Origin of the sequence: Arthrobacter sp. zg-Y750 (genome assembly GCF_020907365.1) — a bacterium.
GTDB lineage: Bacteria > Actinomycetota > Actinomycetes > Actinomycetales > Micrococcaceae > Arthrobacter_B.
In genome coordinates, this window is the sequence record NZ_JAJJOC010000016.1 from 271,548 (window position 1) to 287,172 (window position 15,625).

12 protein-coding genes are annotated in these 15,625 nt (G+C 65.9%); 5 read left to right on the top strand and 7 right to left on the bottom strand.

Translation table 11 applies throughout. The features are described 5' to 3' along the window. Positions 1-7 precede the first annotated feature (7 nt). The 4 genes from LOC57_RS12165 to speB form a co-directional block, all read right to left on the bottom strand. Positions 8-1,654 carry an MDR family MFS transporter gene (locus LOC57_RS12165; protein WP_231700795.1) on the bottom strand — a complete coding sequence of 549 codons (1,647 nt, stop codon included), beginning with the start codon at positions 1,652-1,654 and terminating at the stop codon, positions 8-10. 41 nt (positions 1,655-1,695) lie between these two features. Further along, the gene (locus LOC57_RS12170; RefSeq protein ID WP_227926727.1) at positions 1,696-2,214 is read right to left on the bottom strand and encodes a MarR family winged helix-turn-helix transcriptional regulator; all 519 of its coding nucleotides are present in this window, start codon (positions 2,212-2,214) and stop codon (positions 1,696-1,698) included. A gap of 95 nt (positions 2,215-2,309) precedes the next feature. Beyond that, positions 2,310-3,980 carry a thiamine pyrophosphate-binding protein gene (locus LOC57_RS12175; protein ID WP_227913477.1) on the bottom strand — a complete coding sequence of 557 codons (1,671 nt, stop codon included), beginning with the start codon at positions 3,978-3,980 and terminating at the stop codon, positions 2,310-2,312. Further along, a complete protein-coding gene (gene speB, locus LOC57_RS12180; RefSeq protein WP_229960014.1) occupies positions 3,977-4,945 on the bottom strand; it encodes an agmatinase in 969 nt (322 codons plus the stop codon). The genes LOC57_RS12175 and speB overlap by 4 nt, the downstream gene beginning before the upstream one ends. Before the next feature lie 156 nt (positions 4,946-5,101). Here speB and LOC57_RS12185 point away from each other — a divergent pair, with 156 nt between their 5' ends. Beyond that, entirely contained in the window at positions 5,102-6,784 is a 1,683-nt protein-coding gene (locus LOC57_RS12185; protein ID WP_229960016.1) for an FAD-dependent monooxygenase, read from the top strand. Here LOC57_RS12185 and LOC57_RS12190 read toward each other — a convergent pair. The 3 genes from LOC57_RS12190 to LOC57_RS12200 are packed head-to-tail and all read right to left on the bottom strand — an operon-like array spanning position 6,781 to position 10,335. Continuing rightward, positions 6,781-7,356 (bottom strand): helix-turn-helix domain-containing protein, encoded by a 576-nt coding sequence (locus tag LOC57_RS12190; protein ID WP_227913480.1) that lies wholly within the window; start codon positions 7,354-7,356, stop codon positions 6,781-6,783. The two genes, LOC57_RS12185 and LOC57_RS12190, sit on opposite strands and share 4 nt — an antisense overlap. Positions 7,357-7,379: 23 nt before the next feature. Beyond that, on the bottom strand, positions 7,380-8,543 hold the full coding sequence (locus tag LOC57_RS12195; protein ID WP_227913481.1) for an AI-2E family transporter: 1,164 nt from the start codon (positions 8,541-8,543) through the stop codon (positions 7,380-7,382). A gap of 16 nt (positions 8,544-8,559) precedes the next feature. Continuing rightward, complete coding sequence (locus tag LOC57_RS12200; RefSeq protein ID WP_229960018.1) at positions 8,560-10,335, bottom strand: long-chain-fatty-acid--CoA ligase; 1,776 nt, start codon at positions 10,333-10,335, stop codon at positions 8,560-8,562. A gap of 308 nt (positions 10,336-10,643) precedes the next feature. Between LOC57_RS12200 and LOC57_RS12205 the strand changes: the two genes are divergently transcribed. From LOC57_RS12205 to LOC57_RS12215, 4 genes are all read left to right on the top strand, one after another. Continuing rightward, entirely contained in the window at positions 10,644-11,771 is a 1,128-nt protein-coding gene (locus LOC57_RS12205) for a VIT1/CCC1 transporter family protein (protein WP_227913483.1), read from the top strand. 146 nt (positions 11,772-11,917) lie between these two features. Further along, entirely contained in the window at positions 11,918-13,108 is a 1,191-nt protein-coding gene (locus tag LOC57_RS16605) for a DUF6507 family protein (protein WP_442860722.1), read from the top strand. Beyond that, positions 13,105-14,922: an alpha/beta hydrolase gene (locus tag LOC57_RS12210; protein WP_229960020.1), complete on the top strand. Its 1,818-nt coding sequence runs from the start codon at positions 13,105-13,107 to the stop codon at positions 14,920-14,922. The genes LOC57_RS16605 and LOC57_RS12210 overlap by 4 nt, the downstream gene beginning before the upstream one ends. 95 nt (positions 14,923-15,017) lie before the next feature. Then, positions 15,018-15,503, top strand: a complete 486-nt coding sequence (locus LOC57_RS12215; RefSeq protein ID WP_229960023.1) for a hypothetical protein — start codon at positions 15,018-15,020, stop codon at positions 15,501-15,503. The last annotated feature ends 122 nt before the right edge of the window (positions 15,504-15,625 follow it).

Consider the following 15,625-nt stretch of genomic DNA (forward strand, 5'->3'; position numbering starts at 1 on the left):
GCGGGAGTTACTTCCGGGTTGCGGCATCCTCCGCGGGGGCGTCCGTTGCCATGGTGTCCTTGGCCTGGACATCGTCAGCCTGCACGGCGGACATGGCCCCGGTCTGGAGTATTTCCGTACCGCCGGTGAGGCCCGGTTCCACCGGGTTGCCGGTGGTCGGCTTGACGTCCAGGGTACGGCGCAGGGCCTGCTCCTTGATGAACAGCACGGCCACCAGCGCAACCACGGAGACTACAGCGGCAATCCGGAAGATGTCCGCGGTGCCCTCGGCATATGCGATGCGGAAGAATTCCTGGATCTGCGGCGGCAGCTGGGCAAGGTCCAGCGTCGCGGTGGTGCCCCCGCTGGTCGGGATGCCGGCGTTGGTCAGTTCCTCGCTCACCCGGCGGCTGACCGAGCTGGAGAGCACGGCACCCAGCACGGAAACGCCGATGGCGCCGCCGACGGTGCGGAAGAAGGCGATGGAGGCGCTGGCCGAGCCAACCTCCGTGACCTTGACGGTGTTCTGGACTGCAAGGACAAGGTTCTGCATCAGCAGGCCCATGCCCACACCGAGGACGAAGATAAACAGGCTGACCAGGACCATCTGGGTTTCATGGTCGATGGTGCCGGCCAGCGCCGTGCCGATGATGACCAGGATGGTGCCGATGACCAGGAAGCGCTTCCACTTACCGAAGCGGGTGATCAGCAGGCCGGAACCGACCGATCCGAGCAGGTTGCCCGCGATCATGGGCAGCATCAGCAGTCCGGCTTCGGTGGGGCTGAAGCCGCGGGCCAACTGGAAGTACTGGCCCAGGAAGGTGGTGGAACCGAACATGGCGATACCCACGGCCACGGAGGCCAGGATGGCCAGCGCGGTGGTGCGCTGGCTGATGATCTTGAGCGGGATGATGGGTTCGGAAACCTTGGACTCCACCAGGACCAGCAGTGCCAGCAGGATCACGGAGCCGCCCACCATGGCGGCGGTTTCCCAGGAGGCCCACTCGTAGTAGTCCTCCTTGCCGGCAAACGAAACCCAGATCAGCAGCAGGGAGACACCGGCGGTGAGGAGGATGGATCCGAGCCAGTCGATCCGGGCCGGACGGCGCACGTGTTCCAGGCGCAGGGTGAACTGGAGCAGGATCAGCGCGATGACGGCGAGCGGGACGCAGAGGAAGAAGGTCCAGCGCCAGCCCAGCGGGCTGTCTACGATGAAGCCGCCCAGCAGCGGGCCGCCGGCGGTGGCGACGGCCATGACCGCACCCATGTACCCGGAGTACCGGCCGCGCTCGCGCGGCGGGATGATTGAGCCGATGATCGCCTGCGCCAGGGCAGTCAGGCCGCCCATGCCCAGGCCCTGGATTACCCGGGCGGTGAGCAGCAGCGGCATGGATTCGGAGAACCCTGCCAGCACGGAGCCGGCCACGAAGACGATGATGCTCAGCTGCACCAGTACTTTTTTGTTGAACAGGTCAGCGAGCTTGCCCCAGATGGGTGTGCTGACCGCGTTGGCCAGCAGTGCGGCGGTGACGACCCAGGCGAAGTCGGTCTGGGTGCCGTGCAGCTCGCCCATGATGGTGGGCAGCGCGTTGGCCACGATGGTGGTGCTCAGCATCGCCGTGAACAGTGCGGCGAGCAGGCCGGTGAGGGCCTGGAGGATCTGGCGGTGGCTCATTTCCCCGGGGACGTGTTTCTTCCGGGCGGTTTTTGTTTCGCTCACTTAGTTGCTTGCTCCTGCGGAGATAGGTGTGTGGAGGTTCCGACGGCGGGGCCGGTGGTGCCCGGCGCGGCCGTACGGATGGAGGTAAGGAGGGATTCGGAGAGCGCCCCGATGGACTCGGAGGCCAGCTGGGCCTGTTCCTCGGACCACTCCGACAGCGTCTGCTGCAGGACGGCGGCCCGCCGGTTCAGGGACTGGGCGAGGACGGACTCCCCCAGTTCGGAGAGGCGGATCAGGTTGGCCCGGCGATCCTGCGGATGGGGGCGGCGGTGGACGTACCCGAGCTCCTCGAGTTCGGCGACATGCCGGCTCAGTCCAGCGGCGCCGATTCCCAGTTTCGCGGCCAGTTCAGTGGCGCGCAGCTCACCGTCTTCGCCGATCATCCGCATGACGCCCTGCAGCGCGATGCCGGGACCGCCGTCGAGGATGCTGTGGTGGGTGAGGGCCCGCAGCGAACGCTGGAGGGCAAAAACACTGCGAACCAGCTCTTCTGCCGTGTGTTGCTGTACGGGCAAAGCAGGCCGCCTCCGAAACAATATTGATAGTTGACCTAGGCAACTATACGAACATTGTTTACCTAGGTCAACTAACTAAACCGCTTTGTGTCATGTCAGAGGTGGGTGGGAGCAAAGAGGCCTATCCGCGCCTCCACCACCACCACGTTGGGGCCTTCCGCAGCGAAAGATTCTTCCAGGGCCGTACGGATTCCGCCGGGAGCGCAACGGCGGGCCGGGACGCCGAACGATTCGGCCAGCTTGACGAAGTCGGGCCCGGCCAGCTCCGTGGCGGTGGCCTTGCCGAAGGCATCCTCCATGTATTCGCGCAGGATGCCGTAGCCGCCGTCGTCCACGATCAGCCAGGTCACCGGCAGGTGATGCTGCCGGGCGGTAGCCAGTTCCGCGATTGAGTACATGGCCGACCCGTCCCCGGATACTGCCAGGACCCGTTCCCCGAGCCCCACGGCTCCGCCAATTGCCCCCGGAAAGCCGTAGCCCAGCCCGCCGGCACCCTGGGCGGAGTGGAAGGCCCCGGCCTTAGCGTCCCAGCAGCTCCAGGCCCAGTAGGCGGAAATGGTCATATCCCAGTAGGTCTGCATCGTCTCGGGTACGGCCGCCCGGATATCTGCCATGAACTGCCGCTCCATGCCCAGATCCTGGCTGTCCAGCCTCGACTGCACCCGCGCCAGGGTTTCGGCCACCAGGTCCTCCGCCGCCTGGCCGTGCCAGTCCGGCAGGACGGCGGCCTGCGGCAGCGCCTGGTCCAGTGCTTGAAGTGCTTGCCGCGCGTCGGCCCGGATACCCAGTGCCGGCCGGTTGGACTCCAGCACCCGGGGCTCGGCGTCAATCTGGATGATCCGGCCACGCGGAGCCATGGTGAAGTAGTTGGAGGTCACCTCGCCCAGGGAGGAACCGATGACCAGGAGGACGTCGGCGTCCTCCAGCACGTCCGTCGTGTGCCGGTCCTCCACCCAGGACTGCAGCGACAGCGGATGGTTCCAGGGGAAGGCTCCGTTGCCGCCGGGGGTGCAGATCACCGGGGCATGGAGTTTCCCGGCAATGGAGAGCAGCTGGGCTTCGGCGCCGCTGCGGCGCACGCCGCCGCCGGCAATAACTGCCGGACGCCGGGCAACACCGAGCCAGCGGACAGCCTCCTTCACCAGCTCGCTGCGCGGCGGGTTGTCGAACGGCTCGGCCAGCGCATCTTCCACGGCCGGAACCATCACCGGATTCAGCAGCACGTTCTGCGGCACCTCGATCCACACCGGACCCATCGGTGCGGAAATGGCCTCGGTCCACGCATCCTGGATAGCGGACGGGATGCCGGAGGCGTGCTGGATCAGCCGCTGGCTCTTGGTGACGTTGGCCGCCGATGCCTTCTGGTCATCAAGCTGGTGCAGCATGCCGCGACGGCGGGCGCCCAGGCCGTCAATGGGAAGCTGGCTGGCCACCACGATCATCGGCACACCGGTGGCATAGGCTTCCTGGAGCCCGGCCAGGGAGGTCAGCGCGCCCGGCCCGGTGGAGAGGAACAGCACCCCCACCTGCCCGGTGGCCCGGGAAAAGCCGTCGGCGGCGAACGCCGAATTGTTCTCCACCCGGGAGGAGATGAACTCCAGCCGGGAGCGGGACAGCGCGTCAAAGAGGCCCAGGGCGTGCTGGCCGGGGATCCCGAAGACCGTGGTGGCACCGAGTGCTTCAAGGGTTTCCACCACCAGGTCCCCGCCGTTGCGCACGGGTGCGGAGGACGCAGCGGAAGGGTTGGCGGCAGCGTCGGCGCTCATGCGGACAGTCCCATCAGGGTGATCAGGTCATAGGCCACGTGCGAGGCGGCCACCGCCGTAATGTCGGCGTGGTCGTAGGCGGGAGCTACTTCGACGACGTCGGCGCCCACCAGGTTCAGGCCGCGCAGTCCGCGCAGGATCTCCAGCAGTTCCCGGCTGGTGATGCCGCCGGCTTCCGGAGTGCCGGTGCCCGGCGCGTGGGCCGGGTCCAAGACGTCAATGTCCACGGACACGTACAGCGGACGGGTGCCGATGCGGCTGCGCAGCCTGTCCACCACCTCATCCACCCCCTGCCGGAAAACATCCGAAGAGGTCACAATGCCGAACCCGAACCGGCGGTCCTCCTCAAGGTCCTTTTTGCCGTAGAGGGGCCCGCGGGTGCCCACATGGGATATTGCCTCGGTGTCCAGGATGCCTTCCTCCACCGCCCGGCGGAACGGCGTTCCGTGGGTGTATTCGGCGCCGAAGTAGGTGTCCCAGGTGTCCAGATGGGCATCAAAGTGCAGCAGCGCCACCGGCTGCCCGGCCCGTTCGGATGCTGCACGCAGCAGCGGCAGGGCAATGGTGTGGTCACCGCCCAGGGTCAGCAGCCTGCTTCCGGACGCCGTCAGGTCCAGCGCGTGCTGCTGGATGGTTTCGATGGCCTCGTTGATGTCAAAGGGATTCACGGCCATGTCGCCGGCGTCGGCCACCTGCAGGTTCGCGAACGGCGAGGCATCCAGCGCCGGGTGGTAGGGGCGCAGCAGGCGGCTGGCCTCCCGGACGTGGTTGGCGCCGAAACGCGCCCCCGGCCGGTAGGACACCCCGCTGTCGAAGGGAACCCCCACCACGGCCACCTCGGCACGGTCCACCTGGTCCAGGCGCGGCAGGCGCGCGAAGGTCGCCGCTCCGGCATACCGGGGGATCCGCGCCGCGTCCACCGGCCCGGTGTTGCCGTTGGCGCTGACGCGGGGAAGCTCATCCATGGGTGTCTCCGGGATCCCCGGGGCGTCCTTGCCCCGGTGCGGTGGTGGTGTGCGGCGGTTGTGTGCGGCGGTTACCCGCGGTTATCCGCAGGTAATCAAATGTTTACCGAAAGGCTAAAGTGGAACTGCGCTCGCGGTCAAGACTAGGCTGAAGGCATGGCGGCCCACGATAACAGCGCAGACCCGAACTACGACGTCGACGTCCTGATTGTGGGCGCGGGCCCCACGGGGCTGGCGCTCGCCGCCCAACTCAGCGCCTTCGGCGCGAGCTTCCGCATCATTGACCGGCGGCAGAGCCCGGGCACCGAATCCCGTGCCATCGCCATCCAGCCCCGCACGCTGGAGGTACTGCGGCCCTTCGGCGTCAGCGCTGAACTGGCGGCAGCCGGCCGTCCCGTCCGGCAGCTGCACTTGCACCTGCCCGAGGAAACGCTGGAAGTGGACCTGTTCGACACCGGCATGGACGATACTGCTTTCCAGCAGCTGCTGTTCCTGTCCCAGACGGAAACCGAACGGATCCTGACGCAGTACCTGCTCTCCCGCCGCGTACGGATTGAACGCGGAGCGGAACTGCAGGACCTGGAGCGGCTGGACCCCGAGGATCCCTTTGCCGGCATGGAAGCCAAGATCCAGCGGATGGACCGCGGAATCGAACGCATCCGTGCGCGCTACGTTGTCGGCGCAGACGGGGCCGACAGCACCGTCCGTGCCAAGGCCGGCATGGATTGGCGCGGCGGGGCCTACCCCGACACCTTCATCCTGGCCGATGTCGAAATTGACGGCGCCGAACCCGAAACGGTGCACTCCTACCCCACCGAAGACGGTTTCCTGTTCCTGTTCCCGCTCGGCGGACCGGCCACCTGGCGGATGATCGGCATCAAGCCGCCGCATCGTCCGGCAACGCTTGAAACCCTCCAGGGCATGGCGGACACCTTCACGCACGGACAGCTGACCGTCCGCGATCCGAAGTGGATCAGCACTTTCCGGCTGTCGCACCAGATGGCGGAATACTTCCAGCGGGGCTCCGTGTTCCTGGCCGGCGACGCCGCACACGTCCACTCCCCCGTGGCCGCGCAGGGCATGAACACCGGCATCCAGGACGCCCTGAACCTGGGTTGGAAGCTCGCACTGGGTGCCCGCGGACTGGCCAGCGAAGAGCTGATCGACAGTTACCACGCCGAGCGGCGGCCCGTAGGCCAGGAAGTCGTTTCCACCACGGACCGCGTTTTCAAGCTGGCCACCAGCCGCAACGGCCTGAAGAAGCTCCCCCGCACCAAGCTGCTGCCCGCCGTCGCCCCCAAGGCCATGGCCTGGGACGGGCTGCGCTCCCGCCTCTTCCGCTCCATGTCCCAGCTGAATGTCAACTACCGCGGCAGCAGCGTGGTGGACTCCGGAGCCTCACGGTTCCCGGCAGCGCTGTCCCGCGGACCCCGCCCCGGTGACCGGCTGCCCGACGCCGACGTCATCTACCAGGACCGGGAGCGCCGGCTGCAGGACCTCCTGGCCACGCCCGGCTTCTCCGTGCTCCTCTGCGGGCCCGGCTGGCCGCAGGACGCACCGGCGCGGCTCGCCGCTGCCCTGCCGCAGCTCGCGGGCCTGCTGAACGTCCGGCAGCTCACCGCCGGCAGCAGCCTGATTGCGGACGACGCCGGCATCATCAAGGATGTCAGCGGGCTGGCGTTCCACCGCCTGGGCCTCAGCCCGCGCCGGGCCGAACTGCTCGTGGTCCGCCCCGACGGCTATGTGGGCTACCGTTCCGCAGGCCGGGACCTAAGCAGCGCCGTCGAATACCTCGAGGACCTGACCGGGACCGCCGACAGCACCGCTGTCAGCGCCTAGGAACCGCCGGGGCTGACCAGGGTCCAGAGCACAACGGTTTCTTCCCGGGACGGGTTGCGCCAGGAATGCGGCTCGCGCCCGGGGAACGTCACGGTGTCGCCCGTGCCCAGTTCCATGGACTCGTGCCCCAGGATGAGTTCGAAGGTGCCCTGGACCACGTGCAGCACCTCGACGTCGCAGTCCACCGAGTAGAGGTCCGCCTCCCCGGAACCGCCCGGTTCAATGACGGAGCGCACTATCTGCACCCGGCGCTCGGTGCGCGCGGTGAGCAGCCGTTCCTCAATGCCCTCCCCGCCCAAGTGAATCTTCGGGGCCTCGTCCCAGCGGGTCACGTGGGTCTCCGGCGCGGAAAACAGCTCGCCGATGGAGATGGACAGCACCTGGCACAGGGTGAGCAATGACGCGACGGACGGCGAGGTGAGGTCCCGCTCCACCCGGCTGAGGAATCCCTTGGTCAGGCCGGTGGCCTCAGCCACCTGCCCGATGGTCATCCTCCGCGCCTGGCGGGCGGAACGGATCCGCACGCCGATGGCCACCGGTGCGTTGCTCGGTTCTACAGGCAGGGCCTTCATGGTCGGCGCGGATCCTTTCCGGGTCAGTGCTTTTCGGCCGATTCCATTTCGGGCTGGTCCTCCGGGTTTGGGATCTCACCGGCTTCTTCGATGTCCTCGCCGGTGTCCTCCCCCGTCCACACCTTGATAACGGCCCAGCCGACGGCGGCGATGGGGACAGCCAAGATGGCACCGATGATGCCGGCGAGGATGGTGCCGGCGGTCAGCGCCAGCAGGATGACCAGGGCATGGATGCTCAGCGACTTGCCCATCACCACGGGCTGGAGGAAGTTGCCTTCCAGCTGGTTCACCAGGATGATCACGATCACCACAATCAGGGCGACCACGGGACCGTTGGCCACCAGGGCAATCAGCGCGGCAAAGACACCGGCCGCCGTGGCACCGACCAGCGGAATGAACGACCCGACAAAAACAATGACGGTCAAGGGCAGGGCCAGCGGCACACCCAGGAAGAACAGGGCCGCACCGATGCACACGGCGTCAACCATCGCCACGATGGCGGTTCCGCGGATGTAGCCGCCCAGCACTTCCATGACCCGGAAGCCGGACAAACGGGCTTTGTCCCGCCGGTCGTCCGGGAACAGCCGCAGGAAGAAGGCCCAAATGCGGTCCCCGTCCTTGAGGAAGTAGAACAGCACCACGGCCATCAGCAGGAAACCGGTGGCGAAGGACGTGGCTGCGGAGAGGCCTGCAAGCGCGCCGTTGCTGACGGTGCTGCTGGTGGCGAAGTCAATGGCACTGTCACGCGCGCTGCGCAGCATGTTGTCATCTATGGGCAGCGGCCCGTTCTCCACAAAGTCATAGAGCTTTTCGAAGCCCTGCACGGCCTGATCCACCAGTGAGGACCATTCGCTGCGGATGGCGAAGACAATCCCGGTGATCAGTCCGCCGAAGACGGCCAGCAGGAGCAGGAAGGAAAGGCCTGTGGCCAAGGCGCTGGGCCAGCCCTTCCGCCGCAGCCAGTTGACGAACGGGGCAATAGCCGCACCCAGGATCAGGGCCAGCAGCACCGGGATCACCACCAGGGTGATCTGCATCAGCCCGTACACGGCGACGGATACCAGCAGCAGGATCAACAGGATCTGGGCAGAGCGCTGGCCGGCATGGCCAAGTGCGCCGCTCCAGTACCGGGCAGGCCTGGTGTGGTCGGGGTGCCGTTCCGTCTGGTCCGGTTGTGATGCGCTCATGTCCGCTCTTTTCCGCTCAGGCATTGTTCTGGGCGTTGGTGGGGGCAGTACCTTCGTCTGGGGTGGCGGGGTGGCCGCCGTTTTGCAGGTTGTCGCGGACGTGGCGCCGCAGGACCTTGCCGATCAGGGATTTGGGTAGCTCCTGGATCTCCACGATGCGGCGCGGGACCTTGTAGGCGGCCAGCTCGTTGCGGACGTAGGTCCGCAACCCTTCGGCGTTGAAGCCGCTTCCGGGCTTGACCACAACTGCAGCAACCACATCCTCGCCGCCGCCTGAGCGGGCCAGTCCAACCACGGCGGCGTCCTCAACCGAGTCGTGGCGCTTCAGCGCCTCCTCCACCTCGGAGGGTGAGACGTTGAAGCCGCCGGTGATGATCAGTTCCTTGATGCGGTCGCGGATGGTGACAAACCCGTCCTCATCCACAGAGACAATATCGCCGGTCCGGAACCAGCCGCCGTTGAGCAGGACCGCTTCCGTTTCCTTGGGCTTGTTCCAGTAACCGTCAAACACCTGCGGTCCGCGGATCAGCAGTTCGCCGGGCGTGCCCTGGGCAACGTCCATGGCCGGGTTTTCGGGGTCCACAACACGGATATCCGTCAGCGGGAACGGCACACCCACCGTGCCCGGCTTCCGGGAAGGACTAAACGGGTTGCCCAGGGCAACCGGGGAAGTTTCGGTCAGCCCGTAGCCCTCAATGAGGTGTCCGCCGGTGGCCGCTTCCCAGGTTTCGACCGTTTCCAGGGGCAGGTTCATGGCCCCGGAAATAGCGAATCTGATGCCGCGCAGCGAGACGCCCTGTTCTGCTGCCGCGGCTGCCAGCCGGTCGTAGATGGGCGGCACCGCCGGCAGGAACGTGGCGGGGGACTTCTTCATCGCCTGCAGGGTGAGGTCCTCGTCGAACTTCGGGAAGAGGACCAGCCGTGACCCGGTCTTCATGGCGCAGGTCAAGCTCAGGGTGAGCCCGTAGGCGTGGAACATGGGCAGCACGGCGTAGAAGGTTTCCTCGCCGAGCCGGAGGCCCGACGCCCACGCGACACCCTGGGCAGCGTTGGCCATCAGGTTCGAGTGCAGGAGCATGGCACCCTTGGGGTCTGCCGTGGTGCCGCTGGTGTACTGGATGGCGGCAAGGTCACCGGCCGCGGGACGCGGATACCGCCGGCGCAGCGGCCGGTTGTTCAGCAGGGTCTTCCAGGTGAGCACCTTCCGGGACCCGCTGCGGGGCTTCGTGTCCACGGTCAGCGCCGCGCGGGCCTTACGCGCCTTGGGGACCGGCAGCTTCAGCGCGATCCGGTTGGACAGGGGCATTGCGGAGATCAGGTCCACGGAAATGATGGTCCGCACGGGGATGTCTGCGGGCAGGTTCTGGATCTGTTCCACCGTCTTGTCCCACACAATGGCCACCGTGGCCCCGTGGTCCTCAAACTGGTGCCGCAGTTCCCTGTCGGTGTACAGCGGATTGTGCTCCACCACCACTGCACCCAACCGCAGCACGGCGTAGAACGCGACCACGTGCTGTGGTGAGTTGGGCAGTACCAGTGCCACGCGGTCACCCTTGCGCACCCCCAGCTTCAACAGACCTGTGGCAACCCGGCGGATCTGCTCTCCGAGTTCCTCATAGCTGGTGGTGGCGCCGAAGAACTCAAGGGCGGTCTTGGACCGGTACTTGCGGATGGAGGTCTCAACCATGTCGACAAGGGATTCCTCCGGAAGGCTAAAGCCATCCAGGACTCCCTCGCTGTAATGGCGGGTCCACGGGCGGTCCGGATCCGTAAGAGGGTAGTTTTTGCTCACGCATTCGACTTTAGCGCCTGCCCGCCCCTTGACTTAAGTTATTGAGCCTCCAGCTCAACCGGGCCCGCGGCGGGCCGCTCCGGTTCGGTCCCGCCTTGCGCCGGCTGATTGCATTACACTGGGACGTTGAAGGGGAGTAGCTCCGGCCCGGGCCTTTGGTTCCGTACGGCCGAGGCCTGTCGACATACTGGACGCCGCGGCGTCCCGGCAGTCCACCCGACGGCACGCAGCCCGGGCGAGCGAGACCTTCGGTCAGAGACCTTTTTAACTGGCCGGATCCCCCTGTTCCGGTCCCTGTCAGGAGCACCGTGAATTCCCAGTCACCGCCGGAGCCGCACAACGGGCCCAGCGTCCCTTCCAATGCCGACCTCAAGCGCTGGCGGCAGTACCTCGCCGACGAACAGGCCGAAGCCGCCACCTACCGTTACCTCGCCGAACGCCGCGACGGGGAGGAACGCGACATCCTCCTCGCCTTGGCCGAGGCGGAGGGCCGCCATGAGGAACACTGGCGCCAGCTTTTGGGCGACGACGCCGGCCGCCCGATGCGCGCATCCTTCCGTAACCGCGCCCTCGGCCTGCTGGCCCGGCGTTTTGGCTCGGTGTTTGTACTGGCGCTGGCCCAGCGTGCCGAGGGCCGATCGCCCTATGCCCAGGACCCTAACGCCACCAGCGCCATGGCCGCTGATGAGCAGATCCATGAAGAAGTGGTCCGGGGCTTGGCCACCCGCGGACGGACCCGGCTTTCCGGCAATTTCCGTGCCGCGGTGTTCGGTGCGAATGACGGCTTGGTCAGCAACCTCGCCCTGATTATGGGCATTGGCGCCGCCGGGGTTTCCAGCACATTCATCCTGTTCAGCGGGCTGGCGGGCCTACTCGCCGGCGCCCTGTCCATGGGTGCCGGCGAGTACGTCTCGGTCCGGTCCCAGCGGGAACTGCTGGACGCTTCCCGACCCACCCAGATCACCCTTTCCGCCGCGAAATCGCTGGATATTGACGCCAACGAACTGGTGCTGGTGTACCGCGCCCGCGGAATGACCAGGGAGGCCGCCGAGCACCGTGCGGCTGAACGAATGGGGCTCTACACCTGCGACTGTGACCCCAGCTTCTCCCTCAACCCCGAGGCCGACACCGAGGACCGCCGCGACGAGCACGAATCCGTCGGCACCGGGCTGGGTGCTGCGGCCTCCAGCTTCTGCTTCTTTGCCTCCGGTGCCGTGATCCCGATCCTGCCGTACATCTTCGGCCTCACCGGACTCACCGCCGTCGTTCTCTCCTGCATCTTGGTGGGACTGGCGCTGCTGATGACCGGCGCCGTCGTCGGTCTGCTGTCCGGTGCCTCGCCGCTCAAGCGGGCGCTGCGCCAGCTGGCGATCGGCCTCGGTGCTGCGGCCGCCACATATCTGCTGGGGATGCTTTTCGGCACCACGGCACTCTAGGGGAAGTACATGGGGAGTTCTCCCCATGTACGAATTCCTTTCGGCAGGTTATGTTCTTCCCGAAACGGGGGAACTGTTGAATATGGGCTCTCCCAACTGTGTCCGCATTTCCAGGGGCAGCAGGAAACCGGTTCAAGGGGGAGAGCATGAGCGAGTACGACATAGATGCCGCAATAGTAGGCAGGATCGTCACCGACACCGAGACGATTCTGACGGCGAGCCAGGGTGTCCACAGCCGTATCCAGGGTTTCATAGACGACGTCGAAGTTGCATTAGGCAGCAGCCCGGTCCTTTCCGCCTTTTCCAATTTCGCCGGAGAAACCCTGCTAAAGGATATTGAGACCGTTTTGACGCGCTCTGACAATGCTGTCTTCGCCACCCGGCGGGCGATTCGCGCCTATGTCATTGGTGACGAGGAAATGCTGGCTAACGCACAGCTGGCGGCTGGCAGTGTTGTCCCGCTGGATCCCCCGGGTTCAACAGCAGGCGTGACATGGGAACCCCCGTCACCCGCGCCGGCGCCTGAGGCGACCGTCCCCGTTCCCGTGCCGGTTGTTCAGGCTCCAGAGGCGACCGTCCCCGTTCCCGTGGCCCAGGCGCCCGAGCCTCCGTCTCCTGCTCCCGTGCCTGGTCCGGCTCCTATTCCCATCCCCGTCGCGGAAACACTGCCCGCCCACCTGCCAGCCGCGCACATCCCCGTCGCGGAAACACTGCCCGCCCACCTGCCAGCCGCGCACATCCCCGTCGCGGTAACACTGCCCGCCCACCTGCCAGCCGCGCACATCCCCGTCGCGGAAACACTGCCCGCCCACCTGCCCGCCGCGCACATCCCCGTCGCGGAAACACTGCCCGCCCACCTGCCCGCCGCGCACATCCCCGTCGCGGAAACACTGCCCGCCCACCTGCCCGCTGCGCTTCCGGAGGTCGTCGGCACTGCTCCGGGAGTGGTGACACCCGGGCACCCGGGCCCCATCCTGCACATTCCCGATCCTTCATTTCCGGGGATGGACCCCGGGCACGGGCACGTTACCCTTCCCCTGCCGCTGCCCCTGCCAGAGTCAATCCCGGGCGGTGTGGACCAGGGAACAACACCAGCCGTTCCGGGCCACCCCGGCCCTGCAACCCCCGGCCCCGGGACTACATGGCCGGGCATCGATCCGGGCTTCATTATCGACCCCGCTGACCACCCGTCCGCTGGAATCCCCATCCCCGAAACCGGAGGCGGAGAGCCCAGCGCGGCACCGGAGCCGGTTCAGTTATTCCAAGCAAGCTCCCAAGCGGACGCGGCCCCAACAGCTCCCGTCCAGACATCCCGCGGAAGGTGGGGCCTAACATGAGTTTGATTGCAGTTGACCTGAGCGGTACGGAGAATCTTCCGGATCCTGAAGCACTCAGCACGGCGGCTGCCGGCATAGCGGAGCAAACGGACCAGATGGCGCAAACGCTGAACGATGCGCAGGACAAGTGGCGCACGATCACGGACTACTACCGCGCGCCGGAACAGCAGGTTGTCTTCAGCGCGATGGACAAGCCAAGTGACCACGGCGAGGCAATCGGGCGGGTTGCGGCGTCCGCGCGTAACGCACTTGAGGAATTTGCCGACGCGGTACGGACCATCAAGGCTAAGCGCGCAATCTTGGATGCTGAGGTGGGAGCCGCCAAGGTTGCGGATAGAGCAAGGGAGAATTTGACTCCAGGCTTTGTGCCCGACTTCATTGCCGACTTCGTGGATGAAAAATCTGACGCACTGGTGAGCGCCCTTCTGCAGCGCCAGGCAGATGCGCTGGCAGCGGACCTGCAGGCCGCGGAAGAAACGTGCCGGACGGCGCTGCGGGCACTGCGCCGGCGCACCAGCGACGTCCTCCCGGCCGCCGCAGCGAATGAAAACGAATACGCTGCGTCCGACGCCACCCGTGCGCTGAATAAGGTCCTGAATGGCGACGACGGACCGGACGCCATGCGCCAACTCCTGGCCGCGTTGGCGTTGCTGACTCCTTCCCAAGCTGCGCAGTTCAAGCAGAGCAACCCGGAATTGTTTTCCGGACCGCACCCGGGGCTGGATCCGCGAAGCAATAAGGAGGCCTGGAGCCGGTTGACGGCGGAACAGCGGCAGTCCTTGGCCAAACAATTTCCGCTCATGGTAGGCAACCTCGAGGGAATCCCCTATTCCGACCGGACCGCCGCCAATGCCGTGGCCCTGCAGGCAGAACTGGACCAGACCCCTGATGGCCAGCGCAGGGATGCCCTCCTGGCTATCCAATTGGGAAGTGAATCGACCCATGGTGCAGCGCCCCGAGGCATCATTTCCCTGGATCTGGGCGCTCCGCCCCTTGCTGCGGTAGCCATCGGCAACCTGGACACTGCGGACAACGTCACGTGGAACGTCCCGGGCATGGGAACCGAATGGAAACCGGGTGAAAACTGGACCGATGCGTCCCAGAACATCTATGACGCACAGAGCATGTTGGGTGAGCGCAACCACGCGGTGGTCGCGTGGATCGGTTACGAGACCCCTCCGCAACTCTCGGTGGAACATCTGGAGGTCCTCGATACCGCTCACGCCAGAGCCGGCGGGGAGAAGTTCGCCGCTGCGTTGAACGGGTTCCACGCCGCTAGCGGCGGCCGCGATCCCTACGTGGCCGTGGCCGCACATTCCTATGGAACAACCACATCAGCCTACGGCTTGACCCAAACGGATTTTGACGTGGATTCCGTGACCTTCTTCGGTTCAGCAGGGCTGGACCAGGCGGTTGTTGACAACGCAGCGGACCTGCATATCAAACCGGCGTCAGACGGTACTCCGGCATTGTTTGCCACCAACGCACCGCAGGACGTGGTGGCACCCGGCGGGGCATACGGAGGCTACCGCATCAATCCTCTAGAGGAAGGTTTCGGGGCACACGAGTTTAGTTCATTGGGCGATCCGGCACGGGATCTCGTAGCGACGCGTGGACACTCCGTGATCGGTGGTGGCGCCACAAACCTGAATCCAATCGGCACGCAGAAGGGGCACGGATACCTCAATGATGGTACCCACAGCCTCGATTCGGTGGCGCGCGCTACAACAGGGCGGGGCGATAGTGTCCTGGAACGGGACCAACAGATCATCCCACCGCTCCATGACCCCGAAGAGATGGCCGAGTACCTATGACCTTCCCCCGACTAACCCCGGTTGCCACCACTGTCGCTGTGGCTCTCTCCCTTGTTCTGTCCGGCTGCACCAGCTCCATCGAATCCGAGGACCCTATGTATCAATCAGACAAATCCGGCAACGACGGCGCCATGGACACTTCCAAGCCGGCTTCGGAGCTCCTCCAACGGATGCTCGACCTCAACGACGAGACCACGAAGGTCCACGGCGGCGATTGGACATTCTCCGGTCCGGACCGGGCGCCCTGGGAGAAGGGCACAGCCGGGTATTTCGGGCGTGCTTGTCCAGGATCGGACCCGGTGTCCTACCACTACGTCGGCATGATCATGGGACCGGCCGTTGAGGATCCGGAGGCAGCAATATCCAAGTACGTGTCCCACTTCGAAGACCAGGGATTCGAAGAGGTGAACCGCTACAGCGAGGACGTCCCGTCCGACATCGGGTCCGGCTCCTACATCGTCGTCACGCTCGAGGATGCCGAGGGGAACTCTTTGGTTTACCAAGCCGGCAACCACCTCAGCAGCCTGTCCTATGAGGGGCCATGCTCGGAGGATCCCAACATGCTGGTCCGCACCACCTGACAGCAGCTGCCATGGTCCCGACTCCTGCGCGAATTTGACTTGGGACGTTGCATACCGCAAATCTGGAAGGGACACACTCGCGAATTATGTAAAGGAACGCAGAGTCGGGACCGCGTTGCTTT

Excerpts from the sequence above, each read along its gene's own strand:
- LOC57_RS12165 (WP_231700795.1), bottom strand. The coding sequence starts at position 1,654 with ATGAGCCACCGCCAGATCCTCCAGGCCCTCACCGGCCTGCTCGCCGCA.
- LOC57_RS12185 (WP_229960016.1), top strand. The coding sequence starts at position 5,102 with ATGGCGGCCCACGATAACAGCGCAGACCCGAACTACGACGTCGACGTC.
- LOC57_RS16605 (WP_442860722.1), top strand. The coding sequence starts at position 11,918 with ATGAGCGAGTACGACATAGATGCCGCAATAGTAGGCAGGATCGTCACC.
- LOC57_RS12215 (WP_229960023.1), top strand. The coding sequence starts at position 15,018 with ATGTATCAATCAGACAAATCCGGCAACGACGGCGCCATGGACACTTCC.
- LOC57_RS12175 (WP_227913477.1), bottom strand. The coding sequence starts at position 3,980 with ATGAGCGCCGACGCTGCCGCCAACCCTTCCGCTGCGTCCTCCGCACCC.
- speB (WP_229960014.1), bottom strand. The coding sequence starts at position 4,945 with ATGGATGAGCTTCCCCGCGTCAGCGCCAACGGCAACACCGGGCCGGTG.
- LOC57_RS12210 (WP_229960020.1), top strand. The coding sequence starts at position 13,105 with ATGAGTTTGATTGCAGTTGACCTGAGCGGTACGGAGAATCTTCCGGAT.
- LOC57_RS12195 (WP_227913481.1), bottom strand. The coding sequence starts at position 8,543 with ATGAGCGCATCACAACCGGACCAGACGGAACGGCACCCCGACCACACC.
- LOC57_RS12190 (WP_227913480.1), bottom strand. The coding sequence starts at position 7,356 with ATGAAGGCCCTGCCTGTAGAACCGAGCAACGCACCGGTGGCCATCGGC.